This window comes from Caulobacter sp. CCNWLW153 (genome assembly GCF_036889365.1).
GTDB lineage: Bacteria > Pseudomonadota > Alphaproteobacteria > Caulobacterales > Caulobacteraceae > Caulobacter > Caulobacter radicis.
Window position 1 is genome coordinate 96,667 of sequence record NZ_JBAKFV010000001.1, and the last position, 15,095, is coordinate 111,761.

General features: G+C 69.1%; 11 protein-coding genes. 10 read left to right on the forward strand and 1 reads right to left on the reverse strand.

Translation table 11 applies throughout. The annotated features are described in order from the left end of the window. Nucleotides 1-223: 223 nt before the first annotated feature. The 8 genes from V6S85_RS00380 (at nucleotide 224) to V6S85_RS00415 (ending at nucleotide 9,865) form a co-directional block, all read left to right on the forward strand. Nucleotides 224-1,069: a TauD/TfdA dioxygenase family protein gene (locus V6S85_RS00380; protein WP_334347596.1), complete on the forward strand. Its 846-nt coding sequence runs from the start codon at nucleotides 224-226 to the stop codon at nucleotides 1,067-1,069. A 103-nt stretch (nucleotides 1,070-1,172) separates the two neighbouring features. Further along, complete coding sequence (locus tag V6S85_RS00385) at nucleotides 1,173-3,788, forward strand: TonB-dependent receptor plug domain-containing protein (protein ID WP_334347597.1); 2,616 nt, start codon at nucleotides 1,173-1,175, stop codon at nucleotides 3,786-3,788. A 12-nt stretch (nucleotides 3,789-3,800) separates the two neighbouring features. Further along, the gene (locus V6S85_RS00390) at nucleotides 3,801-4,751 is read left to right on the forward strand and encodes an ABC transporter substrate-binding protein (protein ID WP_334347598.1); all 951 of its coding nucleotides are present in this window, start codon (nucleotides 3,801-3,803) and stop codon (nucleotides 4,749-4,751) included. After that, nucleotides 4,751-6,343 (forward strand): FAD-binding protein, encoded by a 1,593-nt coding sequence (locus V6S85_RS00395; RefSeq protein ID WP_334347599.1) that lies wholly within the window; start codon nucleotides 4,751-4,753, stop codon nucleotides 6,341-6,343. The genes V6S85_RS00390 and V6S85_RS00395 overlap by 1 nt, the downstream gene beginning before the upstream one ends. After that, the gene (locus V6S85_RS00400; RefSeq protein WP_334347600.1) at nucleotides 6,340-6,732 is read left to right on the forward strand and encodes a 4Fe-4S dicluster domain-containing protein; all 393 of its coding nucleotides are present in this window, start codon (nucleotides 6,340-6,342) and stop codon (nucleotides 6,730-6,732) included. The genes V6S85_RS00395 and V6S85_RS00400 overlap by 4 nt, the downstream gene beginning before the upstream one ends. Next, the gene (locus V6S85_RS00405) at nucleotides 6,729-7,406 is read left to right on the forward strand and encodes a peroxiredoxin-like family protein (protein ID WP_116568793.1); all 678 of its coding nucleotides are present in this window, start codon (nucleotides 6,729-6,731) and stop codon (nucleotides 7,404-7,406) included. Before V6S85_RS00400 ends, V6S85_RS00405 begins: the two co-directional genes overlap by 4 nt. A gap of 142 nt (nucleotides 7,407-7,548) precedes the next feature. Next, nucleotides 7,549-8,445, forward strand: coding sequence for a TauD/TfdA dioxygenase family protein (locus V6S85_RS00410; RefSeq protein ID WP_116568792.1), 897 nt, complete (start codon nucleotides 7,549-7,551; stop codon nucleotides 8,443-8,445). Between the two features lie 85 nt (nucleotides 8,446-8,530). Continuing rightward, nucleotides 8,531-9,865 carry an LLM class flavin-dependent oxidoreductase gene (locus tag V6S85_RS00415; protein ID WP_334347601.1) on the forward strand — a complete coding sequence of 445 codons (1,335 nt, stop codon included), beginning with the start codon at nucleotides 8,531-8,533 and terminating at the stop codon, nucleotides 9,863-9,865. Between the two features lies 1 nt (nucleotide 9,866). Here the strand turns inward: V6S85_RS00415 and V6S85_RS00420 are convergent, their stop codons facing one another. Continuing rightward, a complete protein-coding gene (locus V6S85_RS00420; protein WP_334347602.1) occupies nucleotides 9,867-10,466 on the reverse strand; it encodes a hypothetical protein in 600 nt (199 codons plus the stop codon). A 312-nt stretch (nucleotides 10,467-10,778) separates the two neighbouring features. On the opposite strand from V6S85_RS00420, the gene V6S85_RS00425 reads away from it, so the two are divergent. After that, nucleotides 10,779-12,215, forward strand: coding sequence for a hypothetical protein (locus V6S85_RS00425; RefSeq protein WP_334347603.1), 1,437 nt, complete (start codon nucleotides 10,779-10,781; stop codon nucleotides 12,213-12,215). Further along, on the forward strand, nucleotides 12,170-14,944 hold the full coding sequence (locus tag V6S85_RS00430; RefSeq protein ID WP_334347604.1) for a TonB-dependent receptor domain-containing protein: 2,775 nt from the start codon (nucleotides 12,170-12,172) through the stop codon (nucleotides 14,942-14,944). The genes V6S85_RS00425 and V6S85_RS00430 overlap by 46 nt, the downstream gene beginning before the upstream one ends. Nucleotides 14,945-15,095 lie beyond the last annotated feature (151 nt).

Consider the following 15,095-nt stretch of genomic DNA (forward strand, 5'->3'; position numbering starts at 1 on the left):
AGTTTATTCGGCGATCGTCGGACGGGGCGCAAGCGCGCTGTCGAGGATGGCTGATCCTGCTCATTCACGCCGCTGAAATATGCGCGCGGCCAATGCCGTTTATTGCGGTTCGCGATATATAAATCTCTGAATTCTTTCTGAGAAATACTCGTTCGCGCCATTTGGGCGTGCTGGCCATGTTCGCCTCCGCCGACCGTATCGCGTCGGCTGCAAGGAGGTTCCCATGAGCGCCGTCCTCGACCAGGTCCGCGAGACCCTTGGCCTGACCGTCACGCCCGTCAGCCCGACCATCGGCGCCGAAGTCGCCGGGATCGACCTGCGCCAGACGCTTTCCCGCGAGCAGCGCGACGCCCTGAAGGCGCTGCTGCTCGACCGCAAGGTGCTGTTCTTCCGCGACCAGGACATCACCCGCGACCAGCAGCTGGCCTTCGCCGCCAATTTCGGCGAGGTCTACGCCCATCCGACCGGCGGCGTCGAAACGCACCGCGCGGTGCAGCCGATCTCGGCCGAGGCCTTCAAGAAGTACGACATCCGCGAGAACCACTGGCACACCGACACCAGCTGGCGCGTGAACCCGTCGTTCGGCGCGGTGCTGAAGGCCGTGCACATTCCCGAGGTCGGCGGCGACACGATCTGGGCCGATGGCCACGCCATCTGGAAGGGCCTGCCCGACGACCTGAAGGCCGCCGTTGACGAGCTCTACGTCATCCACGACTACCAGGACGCCCTGAACCGTTCGGGCGAGCGCTATCCGCTGACCGCCCACCCGGCCATCCGCACCCATCCGGAGACGGGCCAGGAGATCTTCTGGATCAACTACAGCCTCAAGCCGCGCTTCGTCGACCTGGCGCCGGACCAGAGCAAGGCGTTGCTGGCTCGCCTCTATGACGAGGTGAAGAAGCCCGAGCACCACGCCCGCTTCCGCTGGCGGCCGAATTCCGTGGCCCTGTGGGACAACCGCGCGGGCCTGCACTACGCCGTGCGCGACTACGGCGACTTCCCGCGGGTGATGGAGCGCGTGCTGATCGGCTCCGACGACGTGCCGTACCGCGAGCGCAAGCCTGCATGACGTCTGGACGGCGCGGCCCGCCGAAGTCGCGCCGCCGACCTTCCGACTTCTGAAAGACCAAGAACGACGCCGGGCCGATGCGCCCCGCGCGGGGGATAGACTTTTGACCTTTGTTTCCTCGTCCAAGACCCTGAAGCGCTCGGCCTTCGCCGGACTGCTGCTGGCCTGCGCCTCGGGCGCGGCCCTGGCCGCCGAGCCGATACCGGCCGCCGATGCGCCCGACGCGGCGGCCGACGCGCTGGACGGCGTGGTCGTCACCGGCGTGCGCGGCGTGCGCCGCACCGTCGCCGACAGCCCCGCGCCGATCGACGTCATCTCGTCCGAGCAGTTGACCGCCACCGGCAAGGTGGGCCTCAAGGAAGTGCTCAACACCCTGATCCCTTCGTTCAACCTGCCGGGCGTCAACGGCGGCGGCACCTCGTGGACGGTGCGGGCGATCACCCTGCGCGGCCTCAACGGCGACCAGGCCCTGTTCCTGGTCAACGGCAAGCGCCGCCACACCACCTCGCTGATCAACAACCTGGCCCGGGTGGGGCGCGGCGGCGTGCCGGTCGACCTCGACCTGATTCCGGCCTCGGCCATCGAACGCATCGAGGTGCTGCGCGACGGCGCCTCGGCCCAGTACGGCTCGGACGCCATCGCCGGCGTCGTCAACATCATCCTGAAGAAGGACACGCAAGGCGGAGCCTTCTCCTACACGGGCGGCCAGAACTACCTCGGCGACGGCGACACCCGCGCCGCCAGCCTGAACTTCGGCCGCGCCCTGGGCGACGACGGCGGCTTCCTGCAACTGGCCATCAACTGGAAGAACAACGAGGCCGCCTCGCGCGCCGTGCCCTCGCGCGCCCAGTACCTCTACCAGCCGACCGTCACGACCGTAGGCGGCGTGACCACCGTGACGCCCGATCCGCGCGACGCCACGGCCGATCGCTACTTCTGGGGCGCCAGCTACGGCCCGGGCGAGGAGGACATCATCGCCACGGCCTACAACGCCGAACTGCCCTGGCGCGACCTGACCCTCTATTCCAGCGGCACGGTCAGCCACCGCTCGTCCAAGAAGGTGACCGGAAGCTTCCTGCCGAACCTGGCGCCAGTGACCGGCGTCACGGCCGGCCGGCCGCTGAACCGCAACTCGCTGCCCGAGGTCTATCCCAACGGCTTCAACGCCCTGCGCCGGATCTTCGAGCTGGACTGGCAGACCAGCTTCGGCGCGCGTGGCGAGAAGGCCGGCTGGGCCTGGGACGCCTCGACCACCTTCGCCCAGGACCACGCCCAGCTCGACGGCCAGAACACCCTGAACGCCACCCTGGGTCCCGACAGCCCGACCTATTTCCACCTGTCGACCCACCAGTTCCAGCAATGGACCAACAACCTCGACGTCACCCGCTCGTTCGAGGGCGTGCTGCCCCGGCCGCTGCAGGTGTCGTGGGGGCTGGAGCACCGCTACGAGCGCTTCCTGATCGAGGCCGGGGACGAGGCGTCCTACATCGTCGGCGACTACGTGATCCCGGCCGGCCAGCCGTTCGCTGGCCTGCGGCCCAATCCGGGCCTGTCGTCCTATGCCGGCACAGCGCCGGAGGACGCCGGCTCGGCCACCCGCCATTCCTATGCCGCCTATCTCGATGTCGGGACCGACCTGACTGAAAACTGGTACGTCGGCGCGGCGGTCCGCCACGAGCGCTACACCGGCGACGTGGGCGACACCACCAGCGGCAAGCTGACCACCCGCTGGGAGTTCCTGCCCGGCTACGCCCTGCGCGCCACGGTCAGCAACGGCTTCCGCGCCCCGTCGCTGGGCCAGACGGTGTTCGCCACCTCGACCATCTCCGGCAGCCTGTGCCCGGCCGCGCCGAACAACGCCTTCCGCGGCGCGCCCTGCACCCCGGGCGAGTACCTGACCTTCCCGACCAAGGTGCTGCGCACCGACACCGCCGAGGCCAAGGCCCTGGGCGCCAGCCCGCTCAAGCCCGAGACGTCCACCAACTACAGTTTCGGGATCACCGCAGAGCCGCTGCCGCGCCTGCGCCTGACGCTCGACGCATACCAGATCGATATCGACGACCGCATCGTCGACACCAGCAACCTCGACCTGTCGGTGACCCAGCTCTCCTCGCAGCCGGCCCTGGTCGGCCTGCTGGCCCGCTTCCCGCAGGGGCTGACGGCGACCTACTACACCAACGCCGTCTCGACCCGGACCACGGGGATCGACTTCGTGGCCGAGTACGGCTTCGACCTCGGTTCGGCCGGCCGCCTCAACCTCAACGCCGCCTACGCCTTCAACAAGACCAAGGTCCGCGACGTCGCGCAGACCCCGGCCATCCTCAAGGCGGTCAATCCGAACCTCGTCTTGTTCGACCGCCAGAAGATCTCCGACCTCACCGTCGGAACCCCGCGCGAGAAGGTGGTGCTGGGCGCGGTCTGGAGCCGCGGCGCGGTGAGCGCCAGCCTGCGGGGCACACGCTACGGCGAATACACCGAGGCCGGCACGTCGGTGAGCCTGGACCGGACCTACAGCCCCAAGTGGGTCGCCGACCTCGACATCGCCTGGGACGTCCGGCCGAACACCAACATCGCGATCGGGGCCAACAATCTGTTCGACCAGTATCCCGACAAGATCGGCATCGTGAACGCCGACCAGGGAACGCTGCAATACGGCCTGTTCTCGCCCTTCGGCATCACCGGCGGCTACTATTACGCCCGCCTGACCCAACGCTTCTAAGGGGAGGGCGGCATGGATCGACGTCAGCTCATCATCGGTTTTGGCGCGCTTGTCGGGATTGGGGCCGGGCTCTCCGCCTGCGGCAAGGGCGAGGCCGCCGCCCCGCTCAAGGTCGGCAGCCAGCGCGGCGGCACCAAGGCGGTGCTGATCGCCTCGGGCGCCTTGGAAGGCGTTCCCTACAGGATCGAATGGAGCGAGTTCCCGGCCGCCCAGCCACTGCTCGAGGCCCTGGGCGCGGGGGCGGTCGATCTCGGCGAGGCCGGCGATGCGCCGTTCCTGTTCGCCTATGCCAGCGGCGCGAAGATCAAGGCCGTGCAGGCCGGCCGCAGCGGCGGCCGTTCCACCGCGATCCTCGTGCCAAAGGACTCGAGCATCCGCGCGCCCGCCGACCTTAAGGGCAAGAAGATCGCCACGGGACGGGGCTCAATCGGCCACTACCTGCTGCTGCGGGTGATCGAGAAGGCCGGGCTCTCGGCGACGGATGTCGAAGTGGTGTTCCTCAGTCCCGGCGACGCCAAGGCCGCCTTCACCGCCGGCTCCATCGACGCCTGGGTGACCTGGGGCTCGTACGTGGCGCTGGCCCGGCTGCACGACAGCGCGCGGGTCCTGGCCGACGGCGAGGGCTATCTCAGCGGCAACGGCTACGAGGCCGCCAGCGTCAAGGCGATCCTCACCAAGCGGCCCCAGATCGAGGACTTCCTGCGCCGCCTAGCCAAGGCCCGTCGCTGGGCCGCCCAGAACCCCGACGCCTTCGCCGCCGTGCTTTCGAAGGAGACGGGCCTGTCGCTCGACATCGCCCGCTGGACGGTCAGCAACTACAAGGCCGTGCCCGTGCCGATCGACGAGACGTCGGTGGCCGAGGCGCGCTCACTGCTCGACCATTTCCGCGCGGCCGGGGCGATCAGGTCGGAGCTGGATCCCGCGGGCGCCTTCGACGCCTCGTTCAACGCGGCGATCGCCTGATGGCGCAGGACGACGATACCTCCCACTGGGAAACCGACGTCCTGGTGATCGGCGGAGGGCTGGCCGGAACCTGGGCCGCCATCGCGGCGGCGCGGGAAGGCGCGCGGGTGATCCTGGCCGACAAGGGCTGGTGCGGAACCAGCGGCGTCACCGCCACGGCCGGTCCCGGCCACTGGTGGGTTCCGCCCGAGCATCGCGAGGCGGCCGTCGCCGACCGGCTGAAGCGCTCGCTGGGCCTGGGCGATCCCGACTGGATGGCGCGGATCCTCGACCTGACCTGGACCAGCCTGCCGCAGCTGGCCAAGCATTACGCCTTCTCGACCGACGAGCAGGGACGGGTTCAGTACCGGGGCCTGCGCGGTCCCGAATACATGCGGGCCATGCGCGCCTTCGCCCTGGAGGCTGGGGCGACCATCCTCGACCACCATCCGGCGCTGGAACTGCTGACGGATTCCGATGGCGTGGTCACCGGGGCTGCGGGCGTCGCCCTGCGCGGCGAGCGGCCGTGGACCATCCGGGCCCGGGCGGTGGTGCTGGCCACTGGCGGCTGCGCCTTCGCCTCGCGCCTGCTGGGATCGGCGACCAACACCGGAGACGGCCTGCTGATGGGCGTCGAGTCCGGGGCGGATCTCTCGGGGATGGAGTTCACCAACTACTACACGCCCATGCAGGCGGGCACGAACATGGCTCGCTCGATGAGCTTCGCCTTCGCCCGCTGGTTCGACGAGGCCGACAAAGAACTCGACATTCCGGCCGGGCCGGACGTCAGCCCGCACCTGGCCCGCGCCCTGCTGAAGGGGCGGCTCTACTGCCGGCTCGACCGCATCCCGCGCGACATCCGCGAGGTGATGCCCCAGGTGCAGCCCAACTTTGTGCGCCCCTTCGCCCGCATGGGCGTCGACGCCTATGCCGAGCGGTTCGAGGTCTCGCTCGTCTCCGAGGGCACGGTGCGCGGCATCGGCGGGCTGCGCATCGACGGCCGGCTCTGCCAGACCGCCGTGCCGGGCCTGTTCGCCGCCGGCGACGCGGCCAGCCGCGAGCTGGTCACCGGCGCGATCTCGGGCGGCGGGGCGGTGAACTCGTCCTGGGCGCTGTCGTCGGGCCAGTGGGCCGGGCAGGGCGCGGCGGCGTTCGCCCGCCAGCGTGGGAACGCCTTGGGGCGCCTGCATCACATCGGCCAGGCTGGGCTGCGGCCCACCAGCCGTCTGGCGAGCGTGGACCTGCCGGCCGCCGTCCAGACCGTCCGCGACGAGATGGGCGCCTACGACCGCAACATCTTCCGCACGGGCGAGGCCCTGGCCGCCTCCGGTGAGAAACTCGACGAGGCCTGGGGCGAGATCGCCGCCCATGCCGGCGGCTGGGGCAGGGGGCTGCTGCGTGCTCGCGAGGCGGCCGCCCTGGTCGCCGCCGCCCGCTGGAGCAAGGCCAGCGCCCTGCAACGCCGCGAAAGCCGGGGCATGCACCGCCGCGAGGACGCGCCGGGCATGGATCCCCGCCTGGCGTCGCGCCAGCGCGCCCAGGGCCTGGACCATGTCGTCACCCGCTTCGAGGCGGCCAGCCCTGAAAACGCCAGGCTGGAGGCCGTCGCATGATCGAGGTCGTGATCGACGACCGCTGCGGCGGCTGCGGCTCGTGCGTCGAGGTCTGCCCCAGCGACGTGCTGGCGCGTGGGCCGGGCGGCAAGGCGGTGATCGCCCGCCAGGCCGACTGCCAGACCTGCTACCTGTGCGAACTCTACTGTCCGGAAGACGCCCTGTTCGTCTGGCCGCAGACCGACCGTGTCGCGGGGATCACCCCGCAGCAGGCCCTGGCCACGGGCGATGTCGGCGTCTTCCGGCGCGACAGCGGCTGGGACGAGCACGCCGCCACCCACACCAACCAGCACTGGCGCATGGGGGCGATCTTCGAGCGCGCCCGCCTGATGGCGATCGAAGACGCCGACGCCAAGACCGCTCGAACCGAGGACGGGAGGACCAAATGAGCCAAGACACCCTGCGCGAGCGCCTGGCCGCTCTGCATGCCGAACGCGTCCGCACCTGGGAGCCGGCGGCGTTGAAGATCAACATCGACCAGCGCGCCCGCCTGGTCGAAGCCGCCGATCCGGACGCCTGGGTCAAGGTCGGCGACAAGGTCGCGCCCTTCGTGCTGAAGGACGTCGAGGGCGGCGACCTGACCCTGGAGACCCTGACCGCCAAAGGGCCGGCGGTGCTGATCTTCTTCCGCTTCGCCGGCTGCCCGGCCTGCAATATCGCCTTGCCCTATTACGAAGAGCGCCTGGCGCCGGCCCTGGCGGCGATCGGCGCGACCCTGACAGCCGTCAGCCCGCAGGTTCCCGAGCGTCTGGGCGAGATCCGCGCGCGCCACGGCCTCAGCTACAAGGTCGCCGCCGATCTCGGCAATGAACTGGGGCGCCGGTTCGGCGTCACCTACGTCGCCGACCAGGCCAGCCAGGACGCCCAGCGGGCCAAGGGCAGTTTCATCGGCGACGTCACCGGCACGGGGACCTGGGAGCTGCCGCAGCCGGCCGTGGTTGTGATCGACCGCAAGGGCGTCGTCCGCTTCGCCGACGTCAGCCCCGACTGGCTGGCCCGCACCGAAGCCGACCCGATCATCGCCGCCGTGCGCGCCCTGACCCCGGCGCCTGCGGCGGTGTGAGGGCAAAAGATCCTACCCCTCTGGGGGAGGTGGCCCGGAGGGCCGGAGGGGGCCGCCGCAAGGCGGCTTGAGCCCATCCAATTCCCATGCCTACAGTAGGATAACGTCGTTCTCGAAGCGGCGATGTCCTTGGGAGGACGCGATGAACGCCTTGACCCCGATCTCAGCGGGCGACGCGCCCGATTACGCCGGCCTGACGGTCACCCCCGCCGGGCCGGTGCTGGGCGCCGAGATCTCCGGCCTCGATCTCACTAGGCCCCTGGAGCCCGAGATCGTCGCGGCCATCCGCGCGGCGTTGCTGCGCCACAAGGTGGTGTTCTTCCGCGACCAGGACATCAGCCACGAGGACCACGTCCGCTTCGGCCGCTATTTCGGCGACCTGGAGGGTCATCCGGTCACCGCCCACGTGCCGGGCTTCCCGGAGATCCTGCACATCGAGGCCGCCGACGGCATGAAGCTGCGCGAGGCCATCGTCCCGATCGTGCGGGCGGCCAACAAGTGGCACACCGACGTCACCTTCCGTCCCGCGCCGTCGATGGGCGGGGTGCTACGCGCCCGCACCCTGCCGCCGTCGGGCGGCGACACCCTGTTCGCCGACACCGCCGCCATCTATGCCGACCTGCCCCAACCGCTGAAGGACAGGCTGGCGGGGCTGAGCGCCGAGCACGACATCCTGCAGAGCTACGGCTACCGCATCGACGAGGCCAAGCGGCAGGAACTGCGGGCGGCCTATCCGCCCCAGGCCCATCCGGTGGTGCGCACCCACCCTGAGACCGGGCAGCCGCATCTCTTCGTCAACAAGGTCTTCACGACGCGGATCCTTGGCCTGCCAGACGACGAGGCCGCGAGCCTGCTGGCCGAGTTGCTCGACCGCGTGAAGGCGCCGGAATACCAGGTCCGCTTCCGCTGGAGCGAGAACGCCATCGTCTTCTGGGACAACCGCGCCACCCAGCACTACGCCGTGCTCGACTACTGGCCGGTGGAGCGCGTGGTCGAGCGGGTGACGATCAAGGGCGATGCGCCTTATTTCCAAGCCTGATCAGGGGCTTGAGACCATCTCGTTGGATCGCGGGCAGGGGGCTTCGTAAGCAGGTTCCGTCATTTTCAGCCAACGGAACGGCCCGATGTCCCAGCCCCGCCAACTCAAGCTCGGCTTCATCCTGCACGGGGTCGGCCCCGGCTGGGGCGACTGGCGCCATCCCGACGCCCAGCCAAGCGCCAGCACCGACTTTTCATTCTACAAGCGCCAGGCCCGTGTCGCCGAAGCCGGCAAGTTCGACTTCCTGTTCGTCGCCGACAGCGTCTACATCACCGAGAAGTCGAGCCCGCACTACCTGAACCGCTTCGAGCCGCTGACCATCCTGTCGGCCCTGGCCGGCGCCACCAGCAACATCGGCCTCGTGGGCACCCTGACGGTCAGCTACAGCGAGCCGTTCAACGTCGCCCGGCAGTTCTCGTCGTTGGACCACATCAGCGGCGGTCGCGCCGGCTGGAACGTCGTCACCTCCTGGCTGGAAGGCAGCGCCGCCAACTACAGCCGCGAGAAGCACTACGCCCACGACGTGCGCTACCGCCTGGCCGGCGAGTATCTCGACGTCGTCCAGGGCCTGTGGGACAGCTGGGAGGACGACGCCCTGACCTTCGACAAGGCCGGCGGCCAGTTCTTCGACCCGGCCAAGCTGCACGCCCTGAACCACAAGGGCGAGTTCTTCTCGGTGAAGGGGCCGCTGAACATCAGCCGCTCGCCCCAGGGCCAGCCGGTGATCTTCCAGGCCGGCGCCTCCGAGGACGGCAAGGCCTTCGCCGCCAAGCGCGCCGACGCCATCTTCGTCTCGCACGAGGATCTCGACGCCGCCCAGGCCTACTACAAGGACATCAAGGCCCGCGCCGCCGGCTTCGGCCGCGATCCCGACCAGCTGCAGGTCCTGCCCGCCGCCCGCCCGGTTGTCGGCAAGACGGCGCAGGAGGCCGAGGCGCTCTACAAGGAGCTGACCGAGCTGGTCTCGCTCGACAACGCCCTGTCGATGCTGGCCCGGCCGTTCAACGAGTACGACTTTTCCCAGCACGATCCCGACGGCCCGTTCCCGCTGGAGGCCGCCGCGTTCGGGGCCAACTCCAACCAGAGCTCGGTCAACCGCATCGTCGCCGCCGTGAAGGCCGAGAACCTGACCCTGCGCGAGACGGCCCTGCGCTTCGCCACGCCGCGCGGCCACTTCGTCGGCGCGCCGGAAGTCGTCGCCGACAGCCTGCAGGCCTGGTTCGAAGGCCGCGCCGCCGACGGCTTCGTGCTGTTCGAAAGCCTGCCGGGCCAGCTGGAGGCCTTCGTCGAGCTGGTCGTGCCGATCCTGCAGGCGAGGGGGATCTATCGCACCGACTACGAAGGTTCGACCTTCCGCGAGAACCTGGGCCTGGACTTCGCGGTCAACCGCTACGCCGGGGCCCTGGCCGCCGCCGAATAGCCTAGAGCGACGCCTCCGCCGCCGACGCGGCGGGGGCGATGCGCCGTTCCTCGGTCGGGCGAGGCTCGGCGGGCTTGCCGCTCCAGTAGTGGTCGTTGCCCCGGAAAGCGCCTTCGATGGCGCGCAAGCCCCGCTCGACCTGCGCCGACAGGTGGCCGATCAGGCTCTGATGCTTCTCGACGACCGCCAGGTCGCGCGGGGCGCGCTGGATGGCGCTGGCGTAGCGGTGCAGGCTGGACTTCATCTCGCGCATCTCGCGGGCGATCCGCGCGATCCGGTCCCTGTCGACCTGGCCGAAGTGGCGAGTGCCGTGCAGCCGGTTGCGGGCGCAGGCCACGAGCCACTGGCCGCGCGTCATGCCGGTGACCTGGCATTCTTCGTCCAGGCGCAGCCGGTCGTCCCTGGTCAGCAGCACCGCCACCGAGCTGGTCTGGGCCTGACTGACAGGCTCGGGCGTTGGTCGCGGCGGCGCGCCGCCCCCCTCCGACAGGCATTGCGAGACGAGGGCCCGCAGGGCCGCCGAACGCCCGCCGCGCGTTGCGGCGTAGGAGTCGAACTGTTCGGCGAGTTCATCGGGTATCTGGAAGCCGAAATGCGTCATCGGTCTGTCGCTTCAAGGTCAGGCGTCGCGATGATTTCCGCTTCGCGCAGATGTCTGAAGAAGAGCGCATGGTTCGCTCTATTTTAGACATACGACCACTTTTTGGATTCTGATCATTACGGCTTTGTATCAAATTATTGCTCAGAAAATGTGTCACAAAACTTTGGGCTAACTGTCTTCGCGGCTCTGTAGCCCGCCGATCCAGGGCGGGAAGGGCGAGGCTTTTTCCATTGGTGGGGACCGGGGGTCTTCGCCGCCCTGTTTGCGGCTGCCCAATGGAGAACCGTCATGAACCGCGTTGGAAACGTTAGCTTGATCGCGCTCGCGCTGAGCGCCTCCCTGGCGCTTGCGGGCTGCGGCGGCGCCGACGGCGTCGCGTCTCCGGGCGAAGGCGGCTTCGGCAACGGCGGCGGCTCGAACCCGACCAATCCGACCACCCCGCCTCCGGGCACGCCGGCCGCCGACTGTCCGACCGGCTTCGCCAATGTCGGCACCGTCGCCAACGCCACGCTGCGCAACTGCCAGCTGCCGCAGCTGATCACCGGCAACCTCGTCGTGCCGCTGCGCGCCGGCACCGTCTACTCGGTCAGCGGCCGCGTCGACGTCGGCCAGGACCAGGGCGGCGACCCGAACGCGCCAATCGCCGGCCGTTCGCGCGGCGTGCTGACTGTCGAAGCCGGCGTGAAGGTCTTCGGTTCGGCCGGTCTCGACTACATCGTCGTCAACCGCGGCTCGCAGATCTTCGCCGAGGGCACGGCCACCAACCCGATCGTCTTCACCAGCAAGCAGAGCATCGAAGGCCAGACGGGCGTCGACTCGATCGGCCAGTGGGGCGGTCTCGTCATTCTCGGCCGTGCGCCGATCAGCAACTGCTCGGGCGCCGGCGCCACGCCGGGCACGGCCGGCTGCGAGGCCCAGGTCGAAGGCACCAACGCCTTCTACGGCGGCAGCGGCCTGCAGGATAACAGCGGCGTCATGCGCTACCTGCGCGTCCAGCACTCGGGCTTCGTCATCGTCGCCAACAACGAGCTGAACGGCATCACCCTGGCCGGCGTCGGCTCGGGCACCACCTTCGACCATATCCAGGTGCACAACAGCAGCGACGACGGCATCGAGTTCTTCGGCGGCAACGTCAACGGCAAGTACCTGGTCCTGACCGGCAACGACGACGACAGCATCGACACCGACACGGGCTACAACGGCGCCCTGCAGTTCGGCATCATCGTCCAGCGCGCCAACGGCGGTAACCGCGCCTTCGAAACCAGCAGCGCCGGCACCGCGCCGCGCTCGAACCCCAAGTTCGCCAACTGGACCGTCATCGGTCGCGGCGGCTCGGGCAACGATCTGCTGGTGGCCAACACCTCGACCAACAACGTGTGGGTCAACACGGTGGTGCAGATGACCGCCGCCACCGCCGGCTGCGTCGACATCGACGACGCCACCACCCAGGTCGCCTTCCACTCGGTGGCCCTGGCCTGCGCCACGCCGTTCACCAACGACACCAACGTCGACGCCACGGCGGTCGCGGCGCTGTTCAACGCCGGCACCAACAACACGTCGAGCCACACCTCGACGCTGACGGGCACCTTCATCAACGGCGCCAACGAGGCGGCCCGCACGCCCTACGCCAACATCACCAGCCTCAGCAGCTTCCTGGTGAACCCCGGCTACATCGGGGCGGTCAAGGACGGCAACGACACCTGGTGGCAGGGCTGGACCTGCGGCCTGACCAGCGGCTCGACCTGCTGATCCGGTTGGGGGCGGCCGCGCGTCGCCCCCGCTTCCCGACGCCCGACAATCCCAAGGTTCCCGTGATGAACATGCTGTTCCGGCCCCTGAGCGGCCTCCTGCTCGCGACGTCGGCGCTGGTCGCGCCGCAGATCGCCATGGCGCAGACGACCCCCGCCGCCCAGCCGCAGCCGGGCGCAGCCGAAACCCCCGCGCCGCGCCAGTTCGCGGCGCTCGATCCCGAAGAGACCCCCAATGTGGTCGAGGAAGTCCTCATCCTGGGTCGCAACATCCCCGAGCCGATGCGCACGACCTCGGAGGTCGCCAGCTTCCTGACGCAGGAAGACCTCAAGCGCGCCGGCGACAGCACCGCCGCCGAGGCCCTGACCCGGGTCAGCGGCCTCAGCCTGGTGTCGGGCCGCTTCGTCTATGTGCGCGGCCTTGGCGAGCGCTACTCTTCGGCCCTGTTGAACGGCTCGCCGCTGCCCAGCCCCGAGCCGCTTCAGCGCGTCGTGCCGCTCGATCTGTTCCCCGCGGCCATCCTGGCCGGCGCCACGGTGCAGAAGAGCTTCTCGCCGAACTATCCGGGCGAGTTCGGCGGCGGCGTCATCGACCTGCAGACCGTGGCCATTCCCGACGAGGCCTTCTTCGAGGTCGAGATCGGCGGCGGCGGCAACACCGAGACCACGCTGAACAAGGGCCTGACCTACTACGGTTCGGACACCGACTTCCTCGGCTACGACGACGGTACGCGCAAGAAGCCGCCGGAGCTGCGCGAGGCGCTGGCCACGGGCAAGCGCATCAATTCCAGCAACTTCACGGCCGCCCAGCTGATCCGCATCGGCTCCAGCCTGGTCAACGCGCCGCTGAACCTGATCCAGACCAAGAACAAGATCCCCGGCAACTTCTCGGCCGACGTCAGCGCCGGCCGCTCGTTCGAGCTGGCCTCGGGCGCGCGCCTGGGCGTGGTCGCCATCGGCGGGTTCGAGAACAGCTGGCGCTCGCGCGAAGGGATCCAGCAGCAGGGTCTCGAGCAGAACGGCGTGCTGGAGCCCCGCACCAGCTACAACTTCAACAACACCAGCAACAACGTCACCGTGAACGGCCTGGTGGGCCTGGGCCTGGAGTGGGGCGACCATCAGGTGCGCTGGACCAACCTCTACGTCCACAACACCACCAAGTCGGCCCGCCAGCGCGCCGGCGAGGACTACGCCGCCGGCCAGGAAGTGCTGGACTCCTACACCGAGTGGTTCGAGCGGAACCTCTACGACACCCAGTTGTCGGGCAAGCATGAGTTCGGCGCCTGGAACTTCGACTGGCGCGGCTCCTACGCCAAGTCCGAGCGCGACGCGCCGTACGAGAAGTTCATCCGCTATCGCCTGGAGAACGGGGTCTACTACCACTCCGCCTCGCAGGAGCAGAACTCGACGAGCTTCAGCACGCTCGACGACACGATGGCCAGCGCCGGCTTCGACGTCGGCTACACCCTGCCGCTGAGCAGCGGTCGCGACGCCAAGTTCAGCGGCGGGTACGCCTATCTGGACAACGAGCGCGACGCCGAACGCCGCGACTTCCGCTACCAGGGCGGCGCCATCCCGCTGGCCATCCAGCGCGAGCGGGTCGACTTCCTGCTGTCGGACTACAACCTGGCCCAGGGCTACCTGACCTTCACCGAGATCACCGGCGGCGACGGCGCGGCGGCCTATGAGGCCGGCCTGAAGGTCCACGCCGGCTACGTCCAGGTCGACGCCGAGTTCCTGCCGCGACTGCGCACCTCCTTCGGCCTGCGGGTCGAGGACGCCGAGCAGACCGTCCAGGTCGTCGACCTGTTCGGCGGGGCCGCGGCCACGCCGACCGCGCTGGAAGAGACTTACGTCCTGCCGGCCGCGACCCTGACCTACAACTTCGCCGAGGACATGCAGCTGCGCCTGGGCGCCTCGAAGACCATCGCCCGCCCGCAGTTCCGCGAACTGGCGCCGCAGCAGTACTTCGATCCCGACACCGACCGCCTGTTCATCGGCAATCCGTACCTGACCGACACCGAACTCCTGAACCTGGACGCCCGCGTCGAGTGGTACTTCGCCGCCAACCAGTACCTGTCGGGCGGCCTGTTCTACAAAGACCTGGATCGTCCGGTGGAGTCGGTGGTCAGCGAGCAGGGCTCGACGATCGTCCAGACCTACGTCAATGCGCCGAAGGCCTCGCTCTACGGCTTTGAGCTCGACTTCAAGAAGCTGTTCGACAGCCCGTTCGAAGGCGCCTTCTTCGGCAGCAAGCGCTGGCTGGTCGGCGCCAACTACACCTTCTCGGACTCGCAGGTGAAGGTGGGCGAGGACGACGTCGTCTACCCGCTGGCCGGGGCCGGCGCGCCCCGCCGCGCGCTCGACTACGTCAAGGACGGCAGCCAGCTTCAGGGCCTCTCCAAGCACCTGGCCAACATCCAGTTCGGCTGGGAGGACGAGGAGCACCGCTCCCAGGCCACCATCCTGGCCACCTATGTCAGCAAGCGGATCTCGGCCCGCGGCCGGCCCGACCAGCCCGACCTCGTGCAGGAACCGGGCGTGACGGTCGACTTCACCTACCGCAAGGCCTTCGACGTCCGGGACCGCGAGCTGGAGTTCACCTTCAAGGCCCGCAACCTGCTCGGCGAAGACTTCGAGGAGTACCAGGTGCTGGGCGGCGGCCGGGTGGACGCCAACACCTACGACCTGGGCCAGACCTTCTCGGTCTCGCTCTCCACGCGGTTCTAGGTCTCCCAAAGACCCACCGCGGCCGATCGACGGCGCTCTTCGCCCTGGCGGGCGGGGAGCGCTCGTCGCCGTTGAACCACCAAGCCGATCCCGATGCTCTCAAAGCTGACTGAAACAATCCGGACCCATGGGGCGCGAGCGTTCATCGCAC

Excerpts from the sequence above, each read along its gene's own strand:
- V6S85_RS00410 (WP_116568792.1), top strand. The coding sequence starts at position 7,549 with ATGAACGCCTTGACCCCGATCTCAGCGGGCGACGCGCCCGATTACGCC.
- V6S85_RS00390 (WP_334347598.1), top strand. The coding sequence starts at position 3,801 with ATGGATCGACGTCAGCTCATCATCGGTTTTGGCGCGCTTGTCGGGATT.
- V6S85_RS00420 (WP_334347602.1), bottom strand. The coding sequence starts at position 10,466 with ATGACGCATTTCGGCTTCCAGATACCCGATGAACTCGCCGAACAGTTC.
- V6S85_RS00380 (WP_334347596.1), top strand. The coding sequence starts at position 224 with ATGAGCGCCGTCCTCGACCAGGTCCGCGAGACCCTTGGCCTGACCGTC.
- V6S85_RS00395 (WP_334347599.1), top strand. The coding sequence starts at position 4,751 with ATGGCGCAGGACGACGATACCTCCCACTGGGAAACCGACGTCCTGGTG.
- V6S85_RS00415 (WP_334347601.1), top strand. The coding sequence starts at position 8,531 with ATGTCCCAGCCCCGCCAACTCAAGCTCGGCTTCATCCTGCACGGGGTC.
- V6S85_RS00405 (WP_116568793.1), top strand. The coding sequence starts at position 6,729 with ATGAGCCAAGACACCCTGCGCGAGCGCCTGGCCGCTCTGCATGCCGAA.
- V6S85_RS00400 (WP_334347600.1), top strand. The coding sequence starts at position 6,340 with ATGATCGAGGTCGTGATCGACGACCGCTGCGGCGGCTGCGGCTCGTGC.